Annotated in this window: 18 protein-coding genes and 4 pseudogenes; 8 read left to right on the forward strand and 14 right to left on the reverse strand. The window is 69.3% G+C overall.

What is annotated here, in order from left to right; all coding sequences use genetic code 11:
- On the forward strand, positions 1–1,315 hold a 1,315-nt coding region (locus KUM03_RS17030; protein ID WP_217249507.1), incomplete at its 5' end, for a serine/threonine-protein kinase.
- Between the two features lie 919 nt (positions 1,316–2,234).
- Positions 2,235–2,392 (forward strand): annotated as a pseudogene (locus KUM03_RS17035) (IS481 family transposase); the annotation flags it as partial.
- Positions 2,393–2,558: 166 nt separating this feature from the next.
- On the opposite strand, the gene KUM03_RS38355 reads toward KUM03_RS17035, so the two are convergent.
- The 3 genes from KUM03_RS38355 to KUM03_RS17045 form a co-directional block, all read right to left on the reverse strand.
- Positions 2,559–2,963: a hypothetical protein gene (locus KUM03_RS38355; protein WP_254399456.1), complete on the reverse strand. Its 405-nt coding sequence runs from the start codon at positions 2,961–2,963 to the stop codon at positions 2,559–2,561.
- A gap of 185 nt (positions 2,964–3,148) precedes the next feature.
- The gene (locus KUM03_RS38360; protein ID WP_254399462.1) at positions 3,149–3,331 is read right to left on the reverse strand and encodes an e9imm peptide; all 183 of its coding nucleotides are present in this window, start codon (positions 3,329–3,331) and stop codon (positions 3,149–3,151) included.
- 302 nt (positions 3,332–3,633) lie between these two features.
- Positions 3,634–5,061: a non-reducing end alpha-L-arabinofuranosidase family hydrolase gene (locus tag KUM03_RS17045; RefSeq protein WP_217249510.1), complete on the reverse strand. Its 1,428-nt coding sequence runs from the start codon at positions 5,059–5,061 to the stop codon at positions 3,634–3,636.
- A gap of 640 nt (positions 5,062–5,701) precedes the next feature.
- Here KUM03_RS17045 and KUM03_RS17050 point away from each other — a divergent pair.
- From KUM03_RS17050 to KUM03_RS39030, 3 genes and pseudogenes are all read left to right on the forward strand, one after another.
- On the forward strand, positions 5,702–7,135 hold the full coding sequence (locus KUM03_RS17050) for an endo-1,4-beta-xylanase (RefSeq protein WP_217249519.1): 1,434 nt from the start codon (positions 5,702–5,704) through the stop codon (positions 7,133–7,135).
- Between the two features lie 337 nt (positions 7,136–7,472).
- A pseudogene (locus KUM03_RS17055) lies at positions 7,473–7,670 on the forward strand (MarR family transcriptional regulator); the annotation flags it as partial.
- Positions 7,671–7,822: 152 nt separating this feature from the next.
- Positions 7,823–8,478 (forward strand): annotated as a pseudogene (locus KUM03_RS39030) (IS630 family transposase); the annotation flags it as partial.
- Between the two features lies 1 nt (position 8,479).
- Here KUM03_RS39030 and KUM03_RS17065 read toward each other — a convergent pair.
- The 4 genes and pseudogenes from KUM03_RS17065 to KUM03_RS17080 form a co-directional block, all read right to left on the reverse strand.
- Positions 8,480–9,694, reverse strand: a complete 1,215-nt coding sequence (locus tag KUM03_RS17065; RefSeq protein ID WP_217249522.1) for a phosphatidylserine/phosphatidylglycerophosphate/cardiolipin synthase family protein — start codon at positions 9,692–9,694, stop codon at positions 8,480–8,482.
- 541 nt (positions 9,695–10,235) lie between these two features.
- Positions 10,236–10,736, reverse strand: a pseudogene (locus KUM03_RS17070) (hemerythrin domain-containing protein).
- A 263-nt stretch (positions 10,737–10,999) separates the two neighbouring features.
- Complete coding sequence (locus tag KUM03_RS17075) at positions 11,000–11,422, reverse strand: ATP-binding protein (RefSeq protein ID WP_217249524.1); 423 nt, start codon at positions 11,420–11,422, stop codon at positions 11,000–11,002.
- A gap of 486 nt (positions 11,423–11,908) precedes the next feature.
- Positions 11,909–12,442 carry a GNAT family N-acetyltransferase gene (locus tag KUM03_RS17080; RefSeq protein ID WP_217249526.1) on the reverse strand — a complete coding sequence of 178 codons (534 nt, stop codon included), beginning with the start codon at positions 12,440–12,442 and terminating at the stop codon, positions 11,909–11,911.
- Between the two features lie 154 nt (positions 12,443–12,596).
- Between KUM03_RS17080 and KUM03_RS17085 the strand changes: the two genes are divergently transcribed.
- Positions 12,597–13,088 (forward strand): GNAT family N-acetyltransferase, encoded by a 492-nt coding sequence (locus KUM03_RS17085; protein WP_217249529.1) that lies wholly within the window; start codon positions 12,597–12,599, stop codon positions 13,086–13,088.
- A 291-nt stretch (positions 13,089–13,379) separates the two neighbouring features.
- On the opposite strand, the gene KUM03_RS17090 is transcribed toward KUM03_RS17085, so the two are convergent.
- From KUM03_RS17090 to KUM03_RS17100, 3 genes are all read right to left on the reverse strand, one after another.
- Positions 13,380–14,348: an oxygenase MpaB family protein gene (locus KUM03_RS17090; RefSeq protein WP_217249534.1), complete on the reverse strand. Its 969-nt coding sequence runs from the start codon at positions 14,346–14,348 to the stop codon at positions 13,380–13,382.
- A gap of 289 nt (positions 14,349–14,637) precedes the next feature.
- Positions 14,638–16,068: a sugar porter family MFS transporter gene (locus tag KUM03_RS17095; RefSeq protein WP_217249536.1), complete on the reverse strand. Its 1,431-nt coding sequence runs from the start codon at positions 16,066–16,068 to the stop codon at positions 14,638–14,640.
- Positions 16,061–16,912, reverse strand: coding sequence for a phytanoyl-CoA dioxygenase family protein (locus KUM03_RS17100; protein ID WP_217249538.1), 852 nt, complete (start codon positions 16,910–16,912; stop codon positions 16,061–16,063). Before KUM03_RS17100 ends, KUM03_RS17095 begins: the two co-directional genes overlap by 8 nt.
- A gap of 123 nt (positions 16,913–17,035) precedes the next feature.
- Here KUM03_RS17100 and KUM03_RS17105 point away from each other — a divergent pair, with 123 nt between their 5' ends.
- On the forward strand, positions 17,036–18,064 hold the full coding sequence (locus tag KUM03_RS17105; protein ID WP_217249540.1) for a LacI family DNA-binding transcriptional regulator: 1,029 nt from the start codon (positions 17,036–17,038) through the stop codon (positions 18,062–18,064).
- Positions 18,065–18,102: 38 nt separating this feature from the next.
- Here KUM03_RS17105 and KUM03_RS17110 read toward each other — a convergent pair whose 3' ends face one another.
- From KUM03_RS17110 to KUM03_RS17115, 3 genes are all read right to left on the reverse strand, one after another.
- A complete protein-coding gene (locus KUM03_RS17110; protein WP_217249542.1) occupies positions 18,103–18,393 on the reverse strand; it encodes a hypothetical protein in 291 nt (96 codons plus the stop codon).
- A gap of 35 nt (positions 18,394–18,428) precedes the next feature.
- On the reverse strand, positions 18,429–18,551 hold the full coding sequence (locus tag KUM03_RS38875; RefSeq protein ID WP_302185868.1) for a hypothetical protein: 123 nt from the start codon (positions 18,549–18,551) through the stop codon (positions 18,429–18,431).
- Between the two features lie 305 nt (positions 18,552–18,856).
- A complete protein-coding gene (locus KUM03_RS17115; RefSeq protein WP_217249543.1) occupies positions 18,857–19,414 on the reverse strand; it encodes a TetR/AcrR family transcriptional regulator in 558 nt (185 codons plus the stop codon).
- Between the two features lie 122 nt (positions 19,415–19,536).
- Here KUM03_RS17115 and KUM03_RS17120 point away from each other — a divergent pair, with 122 nt between their 5' ends.
- Positions 19,537–20,733, forward strand: coding sequence for an MFS transporter (locus tag KUM03_RS17120; RefSeq protein WP_217249545.1), 1,197 nt, complete (start codon positions 19,537–19,539; stop codon positions 20,731–20,733).
- A gap of 251 nt (positions 20,734–20,984) precedes the next feature.
- On the opposite strand, the gene KUM03_RS17125 is transcribed toward KUM03_RS17120, so the two are convergent.
- Entirely contained in the window at positions 20,985–21,488 is a 504-nt protein-coding gene (locus tag KUM03_RS17125; protein ID WP_217249554.1) for a hypothetical protein, read from the reverse strand.
- Between the last annotated feature and the right edge of the window lie 25 nt (positions 21,489–21,513).

The raw sequence follows: 21,513 nt of genomic DNA on the forward strand, positions 1-21,513 counted from the left end.
CGTCTCGTATGCTGGCCCCTGCCATGTCACGGACAGGCAGGGGGCGGACGTGGAGCGGGGAAAGCTGATCGCGGACCGTTACGAGCTGATCGGCCGTCTGGGCCGGGGTGGCATGGGCGAGGTGTGGGCCGCGCGGGATCGCGTACTCCACCGTGAGGTCGCGCTCAAGCTGCTGGATCTCGACAGGCTTGCCCGGGCCGACCTGCCCCGGCGGTTCGAGCGCGAGGCGGTCGCCGCTGCCCAGATCGCCCATCCCAACGTCGCCGCCCTGTACGACCGCGGCACCCACGACGACGTCTTGTTCCTGGTCATGGAGAAGGTGGACGGCCAGACGCTCACAGCGTGTCTCCAGGCTGAGAGCCCTTTCCCTCTGACACGTGCCGTGGCCGTCGCCGACGGCGTCTGCGCCGCGCTGGAGGCCGCCCACCGGGCCCAGGTCATCCACTACGACATCAAGCCCCACAACGTCATCCTCACCGGCGACGGGCTGGTGAAGGTCATCGACTTCGGGATCGCCGGGTTCGTCCAGGCCGCGTTCACCGTGGCGCGCTCCTCCCAACTGACTCCGGCCGGAACGCCGGAGTTCGGCGCACCGGAGCAGTTCCTCACGGAACGCGGCGACGAACGCTCCGACCTGTACGCACTCGGTGGGATGCTCTTCGCGATGCTCGCCGGCCGGCCGCCCTTCACCGGGCACAACAGCATCGCGGTCGTACGGCGCAAGCTCGACGAGGAGGCCCCGCCCCTCGACGCGTTCCGCTCCGGCCTGCCGCCGGAGGTGACCGCGCTCGTCGCCGAACTGCTGGAGCGCGATCCCGACCGGCGCCCCGCGTCGGCGCAGCAGGTCCGGCAGCGGCTTCAGGCACTCCTGGCGTCGTGCGCGGCAGCGGAAGCTCCCACCGCGGCGACGCCCCCGCCCCCGCCTACCCGTCTGATGGACGACACGCCGCGCGCGCCTCGACCGCCCTCCCCCGACTCCTGGAACCGCGCCTCCACCGACGAGACGCCGTTCACCCCGGACGCCCTGCTGCCGCGGCGGTTCACCAACGACGTGGACATCGAGTTCGCGCGGATCGCCGAGGACACCCGCCTCTCCCGTGAAGCGGGCCCCAGCGACCTGGTCAGGGAACTCACGCGCCGTGACTGTTCCGAAATGGTCGCCGGCGTCTACGCGGAGCAGCCCGGTCCCCACGCCACGCCCGAGAACCCCGTCCTCGTCTCCGTCCAGGTCTTCGCGTTCCCCGACGCGGCGACGGCTGCGGACGCGCACGGGTACCTGGGCGACGGGGGTGGGGCGTGGCACCTCACCATCTGAAGCGCCCGCGACGGGGGCGGCCTCGCCCCCTGTCCCGACAAGGTTCACCGCAGCTACCGATGGCGGTACACCCGGAGAGTCCACCGCTACCTGACCGCGGCGCTGGCCTACCGCGCCGACCTCACCAACGACGGCTCCATCAGGCCCTGGCTCGCCGCAGCCGCCCGCAGGGCCGCGTTCTCCACGGGGCCGCAGAACCACCACGGCGCCTAATTGTCGCGGGCCAGCACGTTGTGACGGTCGCCAACGATCCGATCAGCGTTTCCCGTAACCGTGGGAGACGACTCCGGGTGCTCGTCTAAATGTTGGGGTTCAGCGGTTGCTGGCCGACGCCGGTCAGCAGTGTGTCCACTACGAGCCCTGCCAGTTCATCCATGTCTCGGGCGTCGGTGGGCTGGGGTCTGTGCGGCTTCGTGGATCAGCGCGTAGTACGTGCGCCGAGCCGTGGGAATCCTCGGACGGTTATGGAGCAGAGCTCGCCGAGTCCCTGGGCCTGAGTCGGGAGGAGCTTGCGCAACCTCCCAGCGGCCATGGGGGTGGTCACTGGCAGGCTCATGAAGCCTGCGGAGGTCGCTGACCTTGTTGCGTACCTCGCTTCACCGCTCGTAGGCAACACCACTGGGGCGGACCACATCATCGACGGGCGCGCGATCAAGTCTGTGTGACCCACCAACGTCCTTCATCCAGCCGTCCGCTCGGTGCTGCGCAGGCATGACCAGGGCATACCGGCACAGCACCGGCGAGCCTCGGTGTTCGCACCCGGTCATGGACCGCCTCGACTCTAGGCGCCGCCGAGACGGACAGCACCCGTCCTTGCAGGCCACCGGCACCACGCACCGTGCGATCCAGTCCCCTCCTCAACCACGGGGCGGGTGGCAGCCGCTGACCCCGCCAGGCGATCGCTTACGGAGGACTCCTCTTGCCACACGCCAACGCACCCCCATGTGTCGAGGACGCCGCCGCCTCATCGAACGCTGCCGCACCCGCCCAATCGCGCACGTCGCCGCCGAGATAGGTATCTCACGGGCCTGCGCCTCGAAGCGGGTCAACCGGTGGCGTCGTCATGGCGACCTCGGCCACGAGCTCGCGGGCTTCCGCGCCCAGGCCTTGGCCGGCTCGCCGCACAGCACGAGGGGATCTTTCGGCTCCGTGGTGCCGCCGCCGGGGCCAGCCGGGTCAGCCGCCTTCCCGCACGACGAACCACCATGATCGGCACGTGCAGTTGAAGCACGATCTCCGCGGGTCAGGCAGGCTCGGGGAGGTGACCGAGGTGCTCGACGACGCGCTCGCGCAGAAGGAGATACTCCTCCCAGCGTCGAGGAAGAGGCCCAGGTGGACGTTTGACGACCCGGACCGCGGTGACGGTCTGGCCATCCCGGAACTGCTCGCGCGTCAGGTCAACATCCACACCGCTGGGCAACCGATTCCACCAGTGAAATCCGTGCTGTTCCCCGCCGCAATGGACCTCCCCGACCACGAGGTCCCCACCGAAGATGTCGTTCACTATCAAAGCGGTGATGTCACAGTGACCCCACGCCGGGTTGCCGGGCTGCCAGCCGGCGCGGGCGAGGTCGTCCGGGGAACAGGTGTCAGCGGCCCAACTGGCCCGCAGCGCCTTGTCGATGACCAGCAGGTTCCAAGGGATCATGCTGACAGCATCGCAGCCGCCACTGACATCGCCGGATCGCCGGGGAGACGCCTCTTCGGCTGCCGGCCCGGACTCGCCGGCAAAGGAACTTGAACATCAAGCGCACGGGCGCACGAACGCCCAGCTCTTCGGGGAGTTCCCGGGCCGCGGCCCTGCTCATCTGGCTTCGGAGCTGAGCCGCCACCTCACAAAACGATCGGCCGGTACGCCAGAGCCTGATCGACCACCTCATCAGCCGAAAGCTCCCGCTCCGGCGGCCAGAAGATCAAGCCGTTGACATGACCTGACGGGCATGCCAGGGCTCTGTCCAGTGCGTCCAGCCAGCCGTCCGCCTCGTCCGCGGCAGCGACCGGAGAGCCGGCCTCCAGAGAGCGGATGCAGGTGAGGGTGCCAACGTCGTGGCGGCGCTCGGCGCACGGTGCACGGTGGACGGCACGCCTTCCTCGATGCCGCCGACCAGGACCGAGTACAACGGCTGCCCGGTCACGAACCGCTCCGAGTGGCGCTCCCGCGGGCCCGCACTGAGAGGTGAGAGGAACCCCGGCCGTCGCACGGCTGGGGTTCCTCGATGTGGTGGTGTCGGTCGGCAGGCGGAACCGACCCCGCCGTGAACCGCTCGCCCACACGTCTGCGGGCCGCGCCACATCACGGTCACCGTGAATCGGGAAGGTCAGCGTTGCAGGGTGAGGACACCCGGCCGCCACGGCAGTCGGTTGTATTCGCCGCCCGCGTCAGGGTCCTTGCCCTGGTAGAGGAACTGCAGGTTGCAGGGGTCGATGGTCATGGTCTGGTCGGGGTTGTCGCGGACCAGGTCACCGTGGCTGATGTCGTTGGTCCAGGTGGCGCCGCTGTTGGCCCTGCCCGCGAAGGGGTTGCTCTCAGTGGCGGCCTGCGGGGTCCACTCCCCGTTCAGGCTGGAGGCCGTGAAGGAGCGGAAGTAGCGCCCGTTCTCGCCCATCGCCTCGACGATCATGAGGTACTGGTTCTGGCCCTGGACCTTGTAGACCTGCACGCCCTCGAACAGGTTGGCCTTCGTGTCGCTCATGATCGTCGTGTACGACGATCCGAAGTTGCCCGGGAAGTTCCCGAGCGGCATGCTCGCCCGGTAGATCTTGCCGTTGTCACCGGCGAAGAACAGGTACATGTTCTGGCCGTCGGCGATCAGCGTCTGGTCGATCGGGCCGGTGTCTGAGCCGGAGATGCTCCCGGTGAACAGCGGCTGCGGGGAGGACCAGCCGTTGGGGTCGGTGGGGTCGCTCGACGTGCGGTAGATGAAGGGCCACGAACCCCACTGGTACGCCAGCACCCAGATGTTCTTGGGCGCGAAGTAGAACAGCGTGGGCGCCACCGCGGCCTGGCTCATCGCGTTCTGGCCGGCCGACGCCATGTCCGACCAGTTGGTGAAGGGACTGAACATCATCGAGCCGTACGACGATCCCGAGAAGTTGGACGCGTAGACTAGGTGCTTGCCTTTGTGCGTCACGGTGGTGAAGTCCTTCACCGCGGCCCACCCGTTCGCCGGCTGCGCCAGCACGCCCGTCGATGTCCACCGGTACGTCGACGGAAGGGAACATGTGCCGTCCGTCGGCGGCGTCCCGGACAGGCCGGTCCACCTCTGGTTGCTGCCGCCGTTGCACGTCCACAGCTGCACCGCCGTGCCGTTGGCCGTACCGTTGTCCTTCACGTCCAGGCACAGCCCGGACTCCACGCCGACGACCGTGCCGTCGGAGTTCACCCGCCACTGCTGGTTCGCGGCACCGCTGCAGCTCCAGATCTGCACCCGGGTACCGGCCGTGGTGGCGTGGCCCGGAACGTCCAGGCACTTGTCGCCGTACACGGTCAGCCGGCCGTCGTCCGTCAGCGTCCACTGCTGGTTGGTCCCGCCCCAGCAGTCGTAGACCTGCAGGTACGTGCCGTTGGTCTGGTCGGCACCCAGCACATCGAGACACCGGTTCGAACCAACACCACGCAAGGCGCCACTGGTGGCCGCCTGGGCCGGGGTGGTGGCGACGAGCAGTGCCGCCAACGCGGCCAGGGCCGCGACCACGGCGGCGAGCGCCACAGACGGATGACTGCGGCTCAGACTTCCTCTGTGCATGGGACCTTCCTCAACCTTGAGACGAGAAGAGCAGGGGTTGGCAGGTGCATGACATACACATCACGTACACATGTGGCACGACTCCTTACGGCTCCGCGTTCGGGCGGTGCGCCCCGGAGTCGCCCTGCTGCGCGATGGAGCGAGTGCGAGGTATTCGAAATATCGAACACGATACGAAGTGTCGAGCAACCTGAATGATAGGGAGCCGATGAATGGCGTCAAGACCCCTCGCACACGTCGCCATCGATGTCGAAAGTTTCGTTGGGCCCATGCGCGAGACATCGCACGTTCCACCACTAGTGTCCGATGCACGACCCGACGACCCCGCCTATGACCTCCACTGACGGCGGCACTGCGGGTTCGGCACTCACCTCCTCCATAGAAAGTTTCGGGCGAAGAGCAGAAACTTTTTCTGCGGGAAGGATTGACGATGCATCATCAACGCCTCGATCATTCCTGTCTGGAAAGTCGGCCACAGATCGGTATCTCGAACGGACCAGCCTTGGGCACTGTGTCCGGTGATTCCGGCCGCCCGGGCCCCGGCCCGCCCTGTCCATCCGTCCGTCTGCCGAATGGGAGCGGACGGCGCAATCCCCCTCCGCTCCCGTCCTTCCGTGATGTCCACTTTGGAGGCACATCAATGGGCTCGTACGCCCTTCCCAGATCCGTTGTCCGCCGGAAGATCCGCGGCCTGCTGTTGGCGCTGGTCGTCGGCGCCACCGGTACGGCCACCGCACTGGTCACGCCGCCGGCCGCACACGCCGCCGAAAGCACGCTCGGCGCAGCGGCGGCGCAGAGCGGCCGCTACTTCGGCGTCGCCATCGCCTCGGGCAGGCTGGGCGACTCGACCTACACGTCGATCGCCAACCGTGAGTTCAACTCGGTGACGGCCGAGAACGAGATGAAGATCGACGCCACCGAACCGCAGCGGGGCCAGTTCGACTTCAGCGCCGCCGACCGCGTCTACAACTGGGCGGTGCAGAACGGCAAGGAGGTGCGCGGTCACACCCTGGCCTGGCACTCCCAGCAGCCCGGCTGGATGCAGAGCCTCAGCGGCAGCTCACTGCGCCAGGCGATGATCGACCACATCAACGGCGTGATGGCCCACTACAAGGGCAAGATCTCCCAGTGGGACGTCGTGAACGAGGCCTTCGCCGACGGCAGTTCGGGAGCCCGGCGGGACTCCAACCTGCAGCGCACCGGCAACGACTGGATCGAGGTCGCGTTCCGCACCGCGCGCGCCGCCGACCCGTCCGCCAAGCTCTGCTACAACGACTACAACGTCGAGAACTGGACTTGGGCCAAGACCCAGGCCATGTACGACATGGTGCGGGACTTCAAGCAGCGCGGCGTGCCGATCGACTGTGTCGGCTTCCAGTCGCACTTCAACAGCGGCAGCCCCTACAACAGCAACTTCCGCACCACCCTGGAGAACTTCGCCGCCCTCGGCGTCGACGTGGCCGTCACCGAACTCGACATCCAGGGCGCCTCGCCCACGACCTACGCCAACGTGGTCAACGACTGCCTGGCCGTCTCGCGCTGCCTCGGCGTCACCGTCTGGGGTGTGCGCGACAGCGACTCCTGGCGATCTGAGCAGACGCCGCTGCTGTTCAACAACGACGGCAGCAAGAAATCCGCCTACACCTCCGTCCTCAACGCACTCAACGGCGGCGATTCCACGGAGCCCCCCGCGGACGGCGGACAGATCAAGGGCGTCGGTTCGGGCCGCTGCCTGGACGTGCCCAACGCCAGCACCACCGACGGCACCCAGGTCCAGCTGTGGGACTGCCACAGCAACAGCAACCAGCAATGGACGTACACCGACGCGGGTGAGCTCCGGGTCTACGGCGACAAGTGTCTGGACGCCGCCGGCACCGGCAACGGCGCCAAGGTCCAGATCTACAGCTGCTGGGGCGGCGACAACCAGAAGTGGCGCCTCAACTCCGACGAATCCGTCGTCGGCGTCCAGTCAGGCCTCTGCCTCGACGCCGTCGGAGCCGGCACCGCCAACGGCACCCTGATCCAGCTCTACTCCTGCTCGAACGGCAGCAACCAGCGCTGGACCCGCGCCTGACTAGGCCTGTCACGCGGAGATCGCCGATGCCCGCGAGGGCCGCCGCCGTGACGGCGGCGGCCCTCGCGGTCGGCATGCTCGCCGCGGCGCATCCTGCGGCGGCTTCCACCGCCTCGGGGCTCGGCATGCGGACAAGGTACTCGACGTGGCCGGCACCTCGACCGCAGACGGTGCCACGATGCGCGAAGCCGCAGGTTAGGAGCCCTTCTGCGCAGGGCCCAGAATCGCCACGCACTCCACGTGCGACGTCATCGGAAAGATGTCGGCCTGGGCGCTGACGGGAAAGCATCAGGTCAGGGATGCTTTGGGGCCCTGAATGAGGACCGCCGGGCACCCGGAGCGGGTCACGTTCGTGTGCCTGACCGAGGCCGGCGCCTCCTACGTCCGGACGCGGCGCCGGGCGGGCGTCCGCGCGTTCCAGCGGATGATCGGCGAGCTCACCGGCGACGAGGTCGAGGCGCTGATGCCGGCCCTTCCGGCGCTGGAGCATCTGGCAGAGCTCGAAAGCCAGGACCGTGAAGGGCCGAAGCAGTGACCGGGCAACCGGTCGGCGGGGCCACGGTGAAGGTTCATCTGCCGATGACCAGCTGGTCGATCCGTCCGTTCTCGCTCCCGCACTCACATGCCCCGGTCAGGCTGGGAGGGACACGCAGCGGGGGCTGAGCGGATCTGCCAGGGTGCTGGTCCTTGGCTGAGCGGATGCGGGTGAGTGAGATCGATGACGACGAAGGCGGACGGCTGCTGTGGATCATCCGCCGAGGCACGGGGCCGGTGGTGACCTGGCGGCGGGCCCAAATGGTGTTGCTGTCCGCGCAAGGCATGCCTGTGGTGAAGGTCGCCGAGGTGACGTTCACCAGCGTGGACCGGGTCCAAGACGTCATCCGTTCTTGGCCGGCCGCCCCGGTACTTTGGACAGAGCGCCTCGAAGCCGTCCATGTTGAAGTTGTGGGCACGGCCTGCCGTTCTCGACCTGGGGTCTGACCAAGCCGGCGGACTTCCCTGGTCGCCGAGGGGGTGGTCGACGGCGTCAGCCACGGGGGCCTGGCCTGCGCATCCTGCTCCGCGGGGAGGGCTTCTCCTTTCAACGCATAAAGACCTGGGAAGACCTCCCGAGACCCGGACTACGCGGCCACGAAGGCCCAGGTCGAGCACCTCCACGACATCGCCGACGGCGAAGTCGTACCCGAGGCGGACGAGCCAGACGTCGTCTTATGTCTGGACGAGTTCGGGCCCTCAACCTCCAGCCTCACCCCGGGCGGCAATGGGCCGAGCGGGACAAGCTCTACGGCCACATCAAACCGACGAAGAATCGGGTCAAGTTCCTGGAGTTCTGCCGGTGGGTCGTCACAGGTAGCGGCGAATGGGCTGGACAGCATACTCGCGGGTGCGTTGGAGGAGAGAGCGCCTTCCCCAGCGGCCGGCCTGCATGGATCGGCTCGCCGCCGTGTCGGCGTCGAAGTGGGCGTCGAGGGTCGCGGTGAACTCTTCGTCCAGGACGGCGAGCATGACTTCCTCGTCATGGGCGAGAGAGCGCCGGTTGAAGTTGGTCGAGCCGACGAGAGCCGCCGTGCGGTCCACGGTGATGACCTTGGTGTGCATCATTGTCGGCTGGTACTGGTGGAGTTTCACTCCGCACGCGAGCAGGGCCTCGTAATGGTGCTGCCCGGCCAGCTGGCAGACCCGCTTGTCGGTGTGCGGGCCGGGCAGCAGGATCTCCACCTCGACGCCCCGCCGTGCGGCGGCACACAGCAGCTCGACGAAGTAGGTGTCCGGGGAGAAGTAGGCGGTGGCCAGCCGAAAGCGTTCCTCGGCCGATTCGATCATGACCCGGATCAGGGTCTGCATGTCCTGCCAGCCGAAACTGGCCGAGCCGCGCACCACCTGCACCACGGCATCGCCCTGCGGACGGTGGCCGGTGAACCGGTCGTGGTCGTCGAAAAGCTCGTCGTGGCACTCGGCCCAGTTCTGCGCGAACGCGGCCGCAATGCCGTCCACGGCCGGCCCGCGCACCTGCACATGGGTGTCCCGCCACTCGCGCGGATTGCGGGCGTCCCCGCACCACTCCTCGGCGATGCCGACGCCGCCGGTGAAGGCCACCTGCTCGTCCACGACGAGCACCTTGCGGTGGCAACGGTGATTCTGCTTGAGGGGCGAAAGGTACAGCGGCTTGCGGAACCAGGCGACCTGCACTCCTGCCCGGTCCATCTCGTCCAGCAGGTCCTTGTCGATCAGCCGACTGCCGAAGCCGTCCAGCAGCAGTCGCACCCTGACCCCGTCCCGGGCCCGTTGTGCCAGTGCATGCGCGAACTCGCGGGCTATGGCACCTTTCCAGTAGACGAAGGTCATCATGTCAACCGTGTGCTCGGCGGAGCGGATGGTGTCGAGCATGGCCGGGAAAATCTCGTCGCCGTTACGGAGGGCGACCAGCGCGTTCCCCTCGGTCGCCGCGATGCCGATCAGACGCTCCAGACGGCGCCGTATCCGTACGGCCCGCTCACCGGCGGCCCCTCCACCGCGTGTGCCGTCCGCGGTGTCCGGTATGTGCTGGGTGCCGGTCATTTGTTCTCCTTCCGGGCCCGACGAGAGGCGGACGCACCTGCCGGGAGATGTCGTCACCGGCTCGGGCCGCCATCATGCACGGCGACCTTAGCGACAGGAGCCCGATGGCTGGGCCGCGGCCGACGACGTACGGTACTTCCCGCCTCACGCTGGAGGGACGTGGCGTCAGCCCGGCACCCCGGCATGACGGACGCCTGTCAACGAGCTGCGTAGTGTTGACCCGGCGCGAAGGAATTCCTGTCCGTGGCGATCCCAGGCTCCGGGCGGCTCACAGCGGAGACTTCTGCCGCACGGTAGCCGTTCGCCGGAGATACACCCACTGCTTGTGCTGGAGGGGCAAAGAGCCGCTCGCTCTGACTACCACTACGGCTGCGGGCGGCAGGGATCACATGGTGCGGCCGGCCCACACCGTGCGAGCGGTCACGGAGCAGGTGGAGGAGGCCGCAGTCGGCGGTCTGCGGCCTCCTCCACCTGCTGGAGTCACCCCTTGTGGCGCGCGAAAGTCTCCGACGTCCCCGACCTGCACCACGGACGTCACCGATCACTGACCACGTGGTCGATCACTACCCTGCTCTCGGCGAAGCGCGGGGCAGTCGTTGGCGGCGGTGACGAGCTTGCGCACGTTCTCGACGCTGCCGCAGCCGGACTTCTGGTACTGCGCGCCTTTTGGACTTTCTGCCCCAGTTCCCTGCGGCGGTCACCGGCGACGTTCTCCCTGGCATCGTTGAGGAGTGTGCGTTCCTCCTCGTCCGCGTGGTGGTTGACCGTCGTGAGCAGCTCTCCGAGCTTCTCCTCCCACCCGTCGGAAGGCTTCGTGGTGCTCGTGGACGCTGTGGTCGACATCCTCGCCCTCGACGTCCTTGTACCGACGCAGGGCGGGGTAGACCTCGTCCTCCTCGGCCGAGGCGTGCGCGATGAGCAAGTCCGCGAATCCCTCCAGGGCCGCGGCACGGTCCGCTTCGACATTGCGCATGGTGCGGAAGAGTTCCTCCATGCGGCGGTGGTCCTCCAGGAGGAGCTCGACGACATCGGTGGACGGCACGGGGTCTCTCCTTGATACGTGTGACGGTGATCCGGTCCCGCAGATACCCGGGGTTCCGCGGATGCGGCTCGGCGGCTTTCATCTGCTGTCTGCGTGCGGCAGCCTTCATCGTCCCGGGTCAGGCCGGCGGAATCCCTCCTCGGGGGCCTGCTCCCGGCCGTGTGCACAGTGATGGTTCCGCGGCAGGGCAACGGTGGAGAGGGCGGGTACCGCTGACGACCGACGGTTCTCGGCGTGGTGCCCGCTTACCGCCGGCGCCCGCGTCAGTCGGAGTCGGCCGAGGTGACCGGCGGACTGAAGCAGGCAGTCACCGACTTGCCGTGAGGACACGGACGCACCTCCCACGCATCGGCCAGGGCGTCGACGAGAAACATGCCGCGTCCGCCGAGGCGGTCGCTGCTGGGCTCGCGGGGCCTGGGTGGGGCGACGCTGTCGTCGTGCACGGTGATGTGCAGGCACCGACCGTCCCAAACCATCACGAGACGGGCGTTGGAGTGGGCGTGGATGTGAGCGTTGGTGACCAGTTCGGAGACGGTCAGCAGGACGTCATCCACCGTCCGCGAGACGCTGTCCGTCCAGCCGAGGGCCTCCAGATGCGTACGTGCCCAGTCCCGTGCCGCCTTCGGCTCGGTATTCATGGGCAGCGAGCGCGCCCAGCCCACCGCCCGCACTGACGACTCGTCCACTGTGATTCCTCCCTGCCCGCGCTCGCCTCGCCATCACCCCGATGGGCAGGCTTGACGCCGCGACCACCCTTGAAGGGCTGACCTCGGAAAGCACAGACGGCTGCCGGGCCTTCGTACCGGGTCCTGCTGCCACTTCTTCCCCCGTTCGACGGCGGCATGGCCGTTGGTGCGTGGGCGGCGCGCGGAGACGGGGCGTCGGCCTCCGCCGGGTGCGCCACCGGGCGAGCGGGTTCTCTTACTGGGCTGGAACCGCCGAGCGCCACGCGTTGTCGACCAGTTGCACCGACGCGCCCGGCCCGGTTCAACCATCGACGTGGTGGCGGAACGGGGTGAAGCGACGATCCGCCTGGCCCGGAGCAGAGCGGTGAGCGCGGTCCGGTTCGGGGAGGGACAGAGGACGCGATGTGAGTATCAGCCCGGGGCACCCACCGCGGGGCCGGCCACCGTTACCGCGGCGCCGTGCGGACCGCGTCCGGGGCCCGCGCCCTATTCCTGGTACTGCGTCAGGTCGATTCCGAATACCTTCAGGTCGTAGCCGTGGACCGGGTGCCGTACGGCACATTCCCCCTGCATGCCAAGCTTGTCGGCCACAGTCGCGGAGGCACTGTCACCCGCACGCAATACGGCGATCACCCGCTCGAGACCGCGGTCCTGCAAGGCGAACTCCAAAGCGGCGTGCGCCGCTTCGGAGGCGTATCCCTGCCCCCAGAACACCCGTCCGAGCCGCCAGCTGATCGCGACCTGACCGGCTACCTCGGCCGGCTCGGCGGCCACGGACAGGCCCACCGCACCCGCCAGTTCACCGGATCCCAGGAGCTCGACCGCGAACACTCCGAATCCCTCGTCGTCCCACTCCTCCTCCCACACCTCGATGTCCCCGGCGGTCTGCCCGGTCGAGCGCGGCCTGCCGTCACCGATGTTCTGCATCACCGCCGGATCGGCATGGATCTCGGACAGTGGAGCAAGGTCGTCATCCGCCCAGCGGCGCAGAAGGAGACGAGGCGTGCGGATCTCGGTCATGCTCCTATCCTGCCGATCCGGCGACTGGAGCGCGAACTGCGGCATCGTACCCAGGTCACCGTAGCGATCGAGCCGACTGGTGACTGGCCTCTCCTGGTGCGCCGGGAGGCCTCCGGTGCGGAGCGCGGAGGCCTCGCCCCCCCGGACGCGTAGAATGCTCCGTGTGCAATCGAGTACCGCGTCCGTACGTGGCGAGACCTTCGTACGCCGGGCGGTCGCCCGGGACGCCAAGCGGCTCACGCGGCTCGTGCGCGGCTCGCGTGCCTACGAAGGCCAGTACGCGGCGATGGTCTCCGGCTACCGTGTCGGGCCCGACTACATCGAGAACCACCAGGTCTTCGTAGCCGTCGACGCCGATGATGTCACGGGCCGGGTGCTCGGCTTCTATGCGCTGGTCCTCGTGCCGCCGGAACTGGACCTGCTTTTCGTCCAGGACGGTACGCAGGGCCGCGGCATCGGGCGGCTGCTTGTCGATCACATGAAGACCCAGGCCCGTGCGGCGGGGCTGGACCGTGTCCGGGTGGTGTCGCATCCACCGGCCGAAGGCTTCTACCGCAGTGTGGGCGCCCTCCCCACCGGAACCGCCTCCGCGAACCCGCCCGCGGTGGCGTGGGACCGGCCCGAGCTTGAGTTCCTGATCCCGTAACTGCCGACTTGGCCCGTTGTGTCGTAGCCGACTCACCCCCCTCACGGCAGGGCGGCCGCGCTGCCGACTGCCCATACGTCCCACGGGGTCGAGTCGCGAGTGAAGCCCCCGGCTCGTGCGTCAGGGATCGCGCCGGCGATTCCCAGTGGTCGGCTTCCCTCGGTCGGCGTGCCGGAGGGCCTCCGTGTCCGGGCAGTGGCGTGTGAGTGAGGTGGGGAGAGTCCGCCCCGGTCGGCGGCGGACACCCCGCTCCGGCCAGCCGCGTGCGCCGCGTGGGGTGGCGAGGATCGGTCAGCTGCGTGCTGCCGGTGGTCCGAGACGGCGCCGTCCGCCCCTCGCGCGATGTCTGCGGCCCGCGTGCCGACCCGCGCACGCCGTGCCGTCCGTGCCGCGGTACGGACTTGTCGGTGGCGGGGCCATGGCCCAGCGGATGGCGCCTGTCAGGACGCGGCCGACGGGGCGTACAGCGAGGTCCTCGACGACTGGCAGGCCTGGCAGTCTCAACGCCTCCCGGGCCCATGCCGGGAGGCAGGCCACGCCGTTCGCCGCGAGTCCGGCGTACAGCGGCCGTGCTAGGAGGGGAATCGGTGGTTGCAGCAGCAGGAAACGTGCGACGGCCCTGGCCTCAGGGGTGGCCCGCAGTTCCGGCCGGTAGGCGGAGAGGCGCTCGGACAGGTCGTGACGGTCGCGGGGAGGGTCGATCACGCCCAGTGCCTCAGCCACTCGGGCGGTGTCGGCGACGTAGGCGTCGTAGTCCGCGTCGTCGAGGGGGTGGGCCCCATAGCGCCGATGGGCGCGGAGGAAGCTGTCGGTCTCGGCCGCGTGGACCCAGCCGAGCAAGTGCGGGTCGGCGGCGTGATAGGCCAGCCCCTCTGCGGTCCTGCCGCGGATGCGCTCGTGGATGCCGCGGACGTGGTCGACCGCTTGCTGGGCGTCGTCGGCAGTGCCGTACGTGGTGACCGCGAGGAACGTGCTGGTGCGTTGCAGTCGGCCCCACGGGTCGCCCCGGTAGCCGGAGTGGGCGGCGACAGCCGCCATGGCGAGTGGGTGCAGGGATTGCAGCAGCAGGGCACTGATGCCGCCGATGAACATCGAGGCATCGCCGTGGACAGCGCGTATGGGACGGTCGGGACCGAACCAGCGAGGACCTGGGGTGTCGTGGATCCGAACCCGGGTGGCCGATCCGTCCGAGCCCGCCACCCGCTCGAACAGGGACTTGCCCACATGCTCGCGCAGCTCAGTCAGCACGGTCGCCTCCATCCCCGATCCCAGTATCCAGGACGGCCGACGGATTCCGTCCGTCCCGCACGTGCCGACGCCTTCCCGTGCATTGCTCGGAAATGCCCGGCCATGAGCGGCCTTCGGACCGGGCCGCCATGTCCATATCTGCTGCGAGCGCGGCGGGCGTCCGGCGGCTGTCCCCGGGCTGCAGAGCCCCGTAGCCGTTGCAACGGGGGCCGGCACGGGTTGCCCTCCGCAGTGGCGAGGGGGACGACCCGCCTGGCACGGAGGGCGGGGCCGGCTCTCGGGCGGGAGCAGTGCTGGTCTGTCAGGAGAGTTCAAGCGACTTCCGGAAGGATCCGCCGCGCTTCAGCGCGCGCTCGATGCTCTCCAGGGACCGTCCCCGGGTCTCCGGCACCTTCGCCGCCGCGAACACGATGCACGCGACGTTCATCAGTGCGTAGACGAAGAACGTCCCGGAGCGGCCGATCGCCTCGATGGCCGTCAACGCGGTCACCGCGATCAGCAGGTCGACCCCCCACAGGGTGACGGTGGCCAGGCTGGTCGCCGGGCCGCGCACGCCCAACGGCAGGATCTCCGGGCCGATGAGCCAGACCACCGCCTGGATCCCGATACCGTTGAACAGGATGTACGCGAACAGGGCCACGATCACCGTCCAACGCTGGGCCGCCGAGCCCTCCGGGCCGAGGAAGGCCAACGCCATGACCGCCATGGCGAGGCCGGAGCCCGGCAGGAACCACAGCATGATGCGCCGTCGGCCCATCCGGTCCACGGCGATCGCACCGACCACACCGGCGATCACCAGCATCACGCCGATGCCGATACCGGTGAGCAGCGCGACCGAGTCACCGAACCCGGCGTCCACGAGGATCGTCGGCGCGTAGTAGACCACGGCGTTGATGCCGGTGAGCTGGGAGAACGCCGCGATGCCGACGGCGATCAGCAGCGCGGGGCGAAGCCAGCGGTGCCGCAGGTCGCGCCAGCCGCCGGCGGGCGTGGCCGTGGCCACCTCGGTGATCTCGTCGATCTCGCGGCGAACGTCCGTGCCGGGCGGCCGGAGCCCGGTCAGGACCGTCGCCGCCTCCTCGTGCAGGCCACGCTCGACGAGCCAGCGCGGGCTCTCGGGCATGAACAGCATGCCGACGCCGAGGACGACGGCGGGCAGGACAGCCAGACCGAACATCAGACGCCAGCCGCCGGTGTCCGACAGCGCCCAGCCGCAGACATACGCGATGAGCTGCCCGCAGGCGACCATCAGCTGGAACAGCACCATCAGCCGGCCGCGGATCCGGGCGGGCGCGACCTCGGCGATGTACACCGGCACCATGTTGGAGGCGCCGCCGACGGCCAGTCCGAGGACGAAGCGCGCGGCGATGAGGCTGCCCGTGCCGGGTGCCGCGGCAGCTGCGGCGGCCCCGGCCGCGAAGACCACCGCGACGCCGATGACGACCTTGCGGCGGCCGTGGCGCACCGCCAGGCGGCCCGCGAGCAGCGCTCCGACCATGGCACCGAGCAGGATGACACTGACGACGATCTCCTGCTGCCGGGAGCTCAGGTCCAGGTCGTCGCGCAGGTGCAGCAGGGCCCCGGAGATGATGCCGGTGTCGTAGCCGAAGAGCAGACCGCCCAGCGCCGACACGGCCGACACGGCGTAGACGGTGGCCGGCACCTTACGCGAGTCGTCGGCGGGTGGCCCGGGCGTCTCGGCGGGTCCGGGTGCCGTGTCGAGCTCAGGCATCGCCCATGACCAGACCCTCGATGGTGTGCTTCTGCGTCACCGGTTCCAGAACATCGACGATCGGGCAGTCGAGGTGGCGGCGGACCCGCTCGGGCAGGGTCTCCCAGTAGGCGCGGGTGACGGCCGTGTCGTGCCGGTCGCCGTTGGTGGCCTCGGGGCCGTCGACGCCGAGGACCAGCACGGGGCGGGACTTTGCGGAGTTGTTCTTGGTGCCGCGGTGGATGGTCAGCGCGGTGCGCGCCGAGATGTCGCCGCGCTGCGGGTACTTGCGCACCGCCAGCTCCTCGTAGCGCGGGTAGTGCGGCCGGGGCGGGAACATGCCGTGACCGAACTCGGGGCTGTCGTCCCACTGCGTGCCCGGCGCGACCTCGAAGGGGCCCATGTCCTCCTCGGTGTCGACGGCCGTCACATTGAAGGCGAGGGAGGTCAGTCGGCGCCCGGCGCGGGTCTCCTCCGGCATGGGGAAGTCACGGTGCCAGGGCTGGTTGACGGCGCCCTCGAGCGGCACGTCGAAGCCGAGTTCGACGATGCGGTAGTCCTGGCCGAGGACGGCGGTGCAGACCGAGCGCACCCACGGGTGGTCGACGAGGTCGACGAAGCCGCGCAGCTGCTCGGGGTGGATCTCCACGTAGTAGCGGTGCGGTCCGCGTCCCACGGCGCCGCCGGGCCGGGTCAGGGCCTCCTGGAACGCCACGTCGACGTCCTCACGGAGCCGGTCGGCCCACTCGGGGGCGAAGGCACCCTTGCGCGCGGTGATGCCGTCCGCATACAGGGCCTCGACGGCGGCCGTCACGTCCACGTCGAGGTCGGCCGGGGCGATACCGGGGTAGGCGTGGGGACTCATGCGGTGCCTCCTTGCACGTGCAGTCGAACCTGTTTCGCACATGTTGCATCGTTGAATTCAACGTGGCAATACCCGCACGGGACAGATCTTGGTCAGCGCCTCGCGGCATGCCACGATGTGCGGGTGAGCAGCAGCCTGAAAGACGTAGCCGCCCGCGCCGGGGTCTCGGCGCGCACCGTGTCGAACGTGGTGAACGGGACCGCCCGCGTCTCCGAGCAGACCCGCCGGCGGGTGCAGGCTGCGATCGACGAGCTGGGCTACCGCCCCAATCTCGCCGCCCGCAGCCTGCGCGCCGGCCGGACCGGCATCATCGGTCTCGCCATCCCGGAGCTGCACTCGCCCTACTTCAGCGAGCTCGCCGGCCTCCTCGTGGACGAGGCCGGACGCCGGTCCTGGACTGTGATCATCGACCAGACACATGGGGACGCCGAGGCGGAACGCCGGCTGCTCAAGGGCGACGGCGGCCGGGTGATGGACGGCCTCATCATCACGCCGTGGGCGCTGGAGACCCGAGAGGTGGCGGACATAGCGCGCCCGCTGCCCGTGGTGCTGCTCGGTGAGCGCAGCACCCAGGGACGGGCGGACCGCGTGGCGGTGGACAACGTGGCCGCGGCCGACGAGGCGACCACGCATCTGCTGTCGCTCGGACGCCGTCGCATCGCCGCCATCGGGCTCCAGCCGCACCTGCACAACGGCACGGCCGAACAGCGCGCCGAGGGCTACCGCAGGGCGCTGCGCCGCGTGGGCATCACACCCGAGCCGCAGTGGGAGCGGCCGGTCGGCGCACTGCACCGGGAGGACGGCGCGCGGGCCATGGCCGAACTGCTCGACGGGGACGCCGCCCCGGACGCGGTGTTCGCCTTCACCGACGAACTCGCCCTGGGCGCCCTGCACATGGCGCACACGCGGGGGGTGCGGGTGCCGCAGGAGCTGGCGGTCGTCGGGTTCGACGACATCGAGGACGGCCGCTACAGCCACCCCACGCTGACCACGGTCTCCCCCGACAAACGCCAGATCGCCCAGCGCGCCCTGCAGTGTCTCGCCGACCGCATCTACAGCCCGGACAACGAGGTCCCCGCCTCCGACCTGACGATCCCGCACCGGCTGGTCGTACGGGACAGCACGGATCCGGGGGCGGCGCAGGCACCCTGAGCCGCCTGCCGCCGCCCGGGGGCGGGCCCTGCCAGGGCTCAGGGGCCGGACGCCTCTCGGACGACATGGGCGCGCACCTGCGTGCGGTCCCGGTCTGTCCAGCCGGCCACCCCTGCCCGCGCGACCATGTCGTCGAAGCGGACGGCCCAGTCGAGGTCCGGTCCGCTCGCCGCGAGGCTCCGCAGCGCGTGGACGGACACGAACACGTCGTCGTCCGGATCATCCTGTCCCATCCCCGCCGTGCGCGGCGCGGCCAGCAGGTCCGCCCGGCGTGCGAAGCCGCTCGTCACGTGGAACCGGGTCAGCTCCTCCGCTTGGACCAGGGCCACTTGGGGATGCTCGGCCGGCGGACCCACCCGCAGGATCACTCGAAGCTCTCCGAGTCCGCCGGCCGGCTGCCCAGGCCGTCCGCCCCCACCTGCACCTCGCTCGGTCCGCTGCGGGCCGGCTCACGCACGGGTGTCTCCCTGTCCTCCAGGTCGAGCACGGCCGTCGCCTCCGTGTATCAGGTATCAGGTATCAGGACGGGATGACCGCGTTGCCCCAGAAGTCGCGGCGCCGGTCGTCGCGGACGTCCCAGCGGTACGTGGAGGGCGGGGTCTCCGGTGCAGTAGTCGGAGGTGTAGATCTCCACGCGGTGGCCGTCGGGGTCGCGGAGGCAGACGTAGAAGGCTTCCTGGCCTGATCACCGCGGGCTCAGAGCTGCTGTTCGAAAACAGTTCGGGCTGATCCCAATGCGCTCGGGCGGCGGACTGTTACGCGCAGACATTCCCCTGTGCCTGGGTGGTGGGATCAGCGGTGCCGGTCGACGACCGCGCTCACAATGGCGGCCACCTCACCGCGGTCGGTGGGTCGCGGGTCGACGGAGTTGTGGATGGAGAATCCTTCGATCAGGGCGTCGAGGGCCCGGGCGGTGAGCGGGTCGAAGTGTCTGGCCAGCGAGTCGCGGCTGGCCTGCATCCAGGACCGCATGACGGCGCGCACTTCGGGGTGGCGGGTGGCGAAGGCGTAGAGCTCATAGCTGAGCAGGAGATTCTGGTCGGTGCCCCAGACTTTGCCGCAGATGATCTCGACGACCGCCTCCTGTGCTTCCCGGGGTGACTGCGCCCCCTCCAGGAGGGCCCCGTAACGCGTGGATACGGACTCGGCGTGCCGGGTGAAGGCGTCGGTGAGCAGGTGCTGCATGTCGTCGAAATAGTAGGTGAGTGAACCGAGCGGCACACCGGCCGCGTCGGCGATCTTGCGGAAGGTCACTTTGATGGCCCCGTGCTCGGCGATGACGTCCAGCGCGGCATCGAGGATGCGTTCGCGACGCAGGGGGTCGTTGGGGCCGCGGGAGCTGCCTGTCATCGTCGTGGTCTGCCTTGTCTTCTCGTACCGCCACCGAGTGTGTACATTCGTGCATACTCGGTGGGCGTGCGGACTCGTCGCCTGCCTGCCCCTATTCTGTCGAACTCCAGCGGAGCACCTTCTTGATAGACCGCGCCGTACGCCGACGCCGTCGAGCGCTGTTCCTGTTCTTCTTCCTCAACGGCATCGCGTTGTCCTCCTGGGTCACGCGCACGCCGGACATCCGTGATCACCTGGGTTTGTCCACCGGACAGATGGGACTGGTGCTCTTCGGCCTGTCGGTCGGCTCCATGGCAGGCATCCTGTGTTCCGGCCGCTTCGTGTCGAGATTCGGCACCAGGCCCGTTACGGCACTCGCCACCCTGCTGGTCATCGCCGGTGTGGCCGTCGTAGGGGTCGGCAGCGCTCTTACCTCCGCACCGCTGGTCGCTGCGGGACTGTGTGTGTTCGGCACGGGGATCGGTTCGGGTGAGGTGGCGATCAACGTGGACGGCGCCGACGTGGAACGGATCACCGGCACCACGGTCCTGCCCACGCTTCATGGATGCTTCAGCCTGGGCACCGTCGTCGGTGGTCTGGCAGGCATGGCGGCCACCGCGGTGGCGTGGCCCGCTCACTGGCACCTGGCGACAGTCGCCGCGGTGGCGACCGCGATCTTCATGTACGCCATCGGGGCCGTCCCCGCCGGGATCGGGATCCGCACCGCACCACCTGCCTCGGACGCCGCTCAACCCGCGAGGCCGCGGGTGTGGACGGACCGAAGGCTGCTGCTCATCGGTGCCATCGTCCTGGCCATGGCCCTCGCCGAGGGGGCCGCCAACGACTGGCTGCCGCTGCTCATGGTCGACGGCCACGGGCTCGACGCCGCGGCCGGTTCACTCGTGTACGTGGGGTTCGCCGCGGCCATGACCCTGGGGCGATTCAGCGGCACGTTCTTTCTCAGCCGTTACAGCCGGGCGACTGTCGTGCGGGCCAGCGCGGTCTCCGGGGCCGTCGGCCTGTTCCTGGTCATCTCCTCCGACAACGCTGTCGTCGCCGCGGCCGCGGTCCTGTTCTGGGGTCTGGGCGCGTCCCTGGGCTTCCCGGTGGCCCTGTCTGCGGCGGGCGACTCGGGGCCTGACGAGACCGCTCGTGTCAGTCTTGTCGCCACCATCGGTTACGTCGCCTTCCTGGTGGGACCGCCCGCTCTCGGCTTCTTGGGCGATCACTACGGGCTGCGGCCGGCGATGGTGGTGGTACTGGCGTTCGTCAGCATGGCCGTCCTCATAGCCCCGGCCGTCGGGCGCCGCACACGTGATTCGGTTCCGGTGCGCGCCTGATCAGGCCGCACCGGCACGGCCTGTGTTCAGCCCGCGCCCCGAATCGAGCGACTCGGCCCCTACCTCACCCGGTTCGAGCAGCCTGTGCCTGCGGCCGCGCTGCTCGCAGCCGCGCTGCACACCCTCTGGGCGCTGGTCTTCGCCAACAGCGGTGGCGACCCGGCGGCTCAGGGCGCCTGGACGGCTTTCGCCGCGGAGCACCCAGGCTCGGCATACAACTTCGTCTGGTTCGGCGGCATGCGCTCCGCCTCCTACAGCGTCCTGTCTCCGTACGTGACGAGTCTGCTCGGTGTCCGCACCACCTTGGCCGTGTCCGGCACGGTCTCGGCCGCTCTCCTCGCCCTGTTGCTGGTGCGCAGCCAGGCGGTACACCGGCCACTGTGGCCCGCGTTGTACGGTGCCTTCGGCCTCACCTGCAACGCCGTCTCGGGCCGGGCGTCATTCGGGCTGGGCACCATGTTCGGTCTCGCAGCACCGATGGTCGTCTTCGGCAGCGACTCTCCCGTGGTGCGCCGGTGGTCGTATCGCCCCGCGGCTCTTCTCCTGACGGCACTGCTGGCGGCTCTGGCGACGATGGCCAGTCCGGTCGCCGGGCTGTTCGTGGGGATGGTCGCCGGGGCTTTGTGGCTGACGAAACGACGTGCCGCCGCGTACGCCCTCGGCGGCACGCCACTCGCCGTCGTCGCTCTGACCTCGTGGCTCTTCCCCTTCTCCGGGGATATGCCGATGAACGGATGGACAGCAGCGCTGTCCATCGTGTGCGGCCTGACACCGCTGGTC

It is taken from the genome of Streptomyces sp. AC602_WCS936 (assembly GCF_019049125.1).
In the GTDB taxonomy this organism is placed as follows: domain Bacteria; phylum Actinomycetota; class Actinomycetes; order Streptomycetales; family Streptomycetaceae; genus Streptomyces.

Bases quoted from the DNA above. Each gene is read 5' to 3' on its own strand.
- KUM03_RS17065 (WP_217249522.1), bottom strand. From the start codon at position 9,694: ATGACCGGCACCCAGCACATACCGGACACCGCGGACGGCACACGCGGT.
- KUM03_RS17080 (WP_217249526.1), bottom strand. From the start codon at position 12,442: ATGACCGAGATCCGCACGCCTCGTCTCCTTCTGCGCCGCTGGGCGGAT.
- KUM03_RS17090 (WP_217249534.1), bottom strand. From the start codon at position 14,348: ATGGAGGCGACCGTGCTGACTGAGCTGCGCGAGCATGTGGGCAAGTCC.
- KUM03_RS17125 (WP_217249554.1), bottom strand. From the start codon at position 21,488: ATGGACAGCGCTGCTGTCCATCCGTTCATCGGCATATCCCCGGAGAAG.
- KUM03_RS17095 (WP_217249536.1), bottom strand. From the start codon at position 16,068: ATGCCTGAGCTCGACACGGCACCCGGACCCGCCGAGACGCCCGGGCCA.
- KUM03_RS38355 (WP_254399456.1), bottom strand. From the start codon at position 2,963: ATGATCCCTTGGAACCTGCTGGTCATCGACAAGGCGCTGCGGGCCAGT.
- KUM03_RS17045 (WP_217249510.1), bottom strand. From the start codon at position 5,061: ATGCACAGAGGAAGTCTGAGCCGCAGTCATCCGTCTGTGGCGCTCGCC.
- KUM03_RS17115 (WP_217249543.1), bottom strand. From the start codon at position 19,414: ATGACAGGCAGCTCCCGCGGCCCCAACGACCCCCTGCGTCGCGAACGC.
- KUM03_RS17050 (WP_217249519.1), top strand. From the start codon at position 5,702: ATGGGCTCGTACGCCCTTCCCAGATCCGTTGTCCGCCGGAAGATCCGC.
- KUM03_RS17100 (WP_217249538.1), bottom strand. From the start codon at position 16,912: ATGAGTCCCCACGCCTACCCCGGTATCGCCCCGGCCGACCTCGACGTG.
- KUM03_RS17085 (WP_217249529.1), top strand. From the start codon at position 12,597: ATGCTCCGTGTGCAATCGAGTACCGCGTCCGTACGTGGCGAGACCTTC.